The sequence below is a fragment of the Streptomyces botrytidirepellens genome, from assembly GCF_003721215.1.
GTDB classification, from domain to species: domain Bacteria; phylum Actinomycetota; class Actinomycetes; order Streptomycetales; family Streptomycetaceae; genus Streptomyces; species Streptomyces himastatinicus.
On the sequence record NZ_RIBZ01000508.1, the window covers coordinates 1 to 2,266 of the forward strand.

Sequence of the window (2,266 nt, forward strand, 5' to 3'; positions counted from 1 at the left end):
CGACTCCCCTCCGGACCACCGCGGGGAGCGCCGGGCGCGGCGCTCGTCGCCGTGGCGGCGGCCGTGGCCGTGGACGGCGCGGGCCGCGTGCGCCGCGCTGGCCTGCCACCTGGCCGCCGTGGTGGTCAACTGCACCGCCGGCGGAGGGATCGACCTCGGAGCGGGCGGCGGATTCACGGTGGGTGCCCTGTTGGTGGGCGCCGACGCGGCGGTGCTGGTCACCGTCCTCGTCAGAGCCGAGCGGCGCGCCCCCGCCGATGACGCCTCGGAGAGAGCCCGATGAGCGACTTCGAGCCGAGAACCCTGGCGTTCGTGCTGTTCGCCTGCTTCGTCGCCGTATCGTTCCTGCTCTGCATCCTCGCGGCCACCGACAGCGACGACCCCTCCGAGTTCTACATCGGCACCGGTGCGCTCGGCCCGATGCAGAACGGCCTGGCCATCGCGGGCGACTACATCTCGGCCGCCACCGTCCTCAGCACCACCGGCACCATCGCCATCGCCGGATTCGACGGTGTCCTCATCACCATGTCCACCGTGGTCTCGATCCTGGTGTTCATGCTGGTGATGGCGGGACCCCTGTGCGGACGCGGCCGCTACACCCTGGGCGACGTGCTGTCCGAGCGGCTGAGCGAGCGCCCGGCCCGGATCGGCACCGCCGTCCTGGTGCTGGTGGTCACCATGCCGCTGCTCACCGTCCAGCTCAACGGTGCGGGCGACATGATGTCCCTGCTGATCGGCATCCCCGGCACCGCGTCGGTCACCGGCTGCACCATCTTCATCGGCTCCCTCATGGTCTGCTATGCCGCCCTCGGCGGGATGAAGGGCACCGGCTTCATCCAGATCCTCAAGACCGTCATCCTGCTCGGCGCGTTCATCCTGCTCGCCGTGCTGGTCATCAAGCGCTTCGACTGGAACCCGGCCGACCTCTTCGGCGCGGCGGCCGACAAGAGCGGTTACGGGGACGCCTTCTGGGAGTCCGGCCGCCAATTCGGCGATTCGGCCACCGGCAAGCTGGAGGTCATCAGCATCCAGCTCACCCTGGCCGTGGGCGCGGCCTGTCTGCCGCACATCACCATGCGGCTCCACCCGATCCGCGGCGCGCGGGCCGCCCGCGCCGCCACGACCTGGGCCGTCGGCGCGGTCGCCGCGCTGGGCGGGCTGATCGTGATCGTCGGCGCGGGCGCCACGGCCATCGTCGGCCTCCCGGCGCTGCGCGCGGCCGACCCCACCGGCACCAACTCCCTGCTGCTGCTCACCCGTGCGCTCGACCCGGAGGCCGAGGCGGCCCACCGCAGCCTGCTGTTCACCCTCGTCGCCTGCGCGGTCGTCGTCACCACGCTCGCGGCCGTCGCGGGGCTCACCCTCGCCGCCGCGGCCTCCCTCGCCCACGATGTGCTGGCCAAGGTCGTGCTCCCGGAACGACTCACCCCGGCCCGCGAACTCGCCGCGGCCCGCGCGGCGATCGTGTGCGTCGGCGTGGTGGCCGTCAGCGTCGCCATGGTGACCCAGCACTGGAACCGCCAGATCCTGATCTCCTTCACCTTCACGGCCGCCGCCTCCGCGCTGCTGCCGGTCCTGCTGTACGGGACGATGTGGCGCGGTTTCACGGTGACCGGAATGCGCTGGGCGATGTACGGCGGCCTCGGCCTCACCTTCCTCACGATCGTCTTCTCCCCGGCCGTCTCGGGCGGCGCCCTCGCGGTCTTCCCCGACCGCGACTTCCACTGGTTCCCGCTGCGCAACCCGGGCCTGATCACCATCCCGGTGGGCTTCCTGCTGGGCTGGGCGGGCTCCCGCCTCGGAGGGCGAACGCAACCCCAGGACCCCTCGCCACCTGGGGCGCAGGGCGAGGATGCGAAGATTTCGCGCCATGGACGAACTGATAGATCTGCTACCGGTCGGGTGCGTGCGGCTCGACGCGAGGGCGGCGGACTGGCGTGAGGCGATCGCGGTCGCCGGCGGACTCATGGTGGACGCGGGCTTCACCACCGCCGAGTACACCGCCGAGATGATCGCGGGCGTCGAGGAGAACGGGCCGTACATCGTCGTCGCCCCCGGTGTGGCGTTCGCCCACGCCCGGCCCTCTCCCGCCGTCCGCGCGACCGGCATGTCCTGGGTGCGCCTGGCCGAGCCCGTCGCGTTCGGCCACGAGACCAACGATCCGGTCACCCTGGTCGTGGCCCTCGCCGCCCGGGACTCCGGCGCGCACACCTCCGCGATGGCGAGCCTGGCCCGCCTGCTCGGCGACCCCGGCGCCGCGGCGGCC

2 protein-coding genes and 1 pseudogene are annotated in these 2,266 nt (G+C 72.6%); all 3 read left to right on the top strand.

What is annotated here, in order from left to right:
* Nucleotides 1-283: pseudogene (locus tag EEJ42_RS51270) on the top strand (hypothetical protein); the annotation flags it as partial.
* Nucleotides 280-1,941: a sodium/solute symporter gene (locus EEJ42_RS32105; protein ID WP_123105427.1), complete on the top strand. Its 1,662-nt coding sequence runs from the start codon at nucleotides 280-282 to the stop codon at nucleotides 1,939-1,941. The pseudogene EEJ42_RS51270 and the gene EEJ42_RS32105, both read left to right, overlap by 4 nt.
* On the top strand, nucleotides 1,871-2,266 hold a 396-nt coding region (locus EEJ42_RS32110; protein ID WP_148082089.1), incomplete at its 3' end, for a PTS sugar transporter subunit IIA. The genes EEJ42_RS32105 and EEJ42_RS32110, both read left to right, overlap by 71 nt.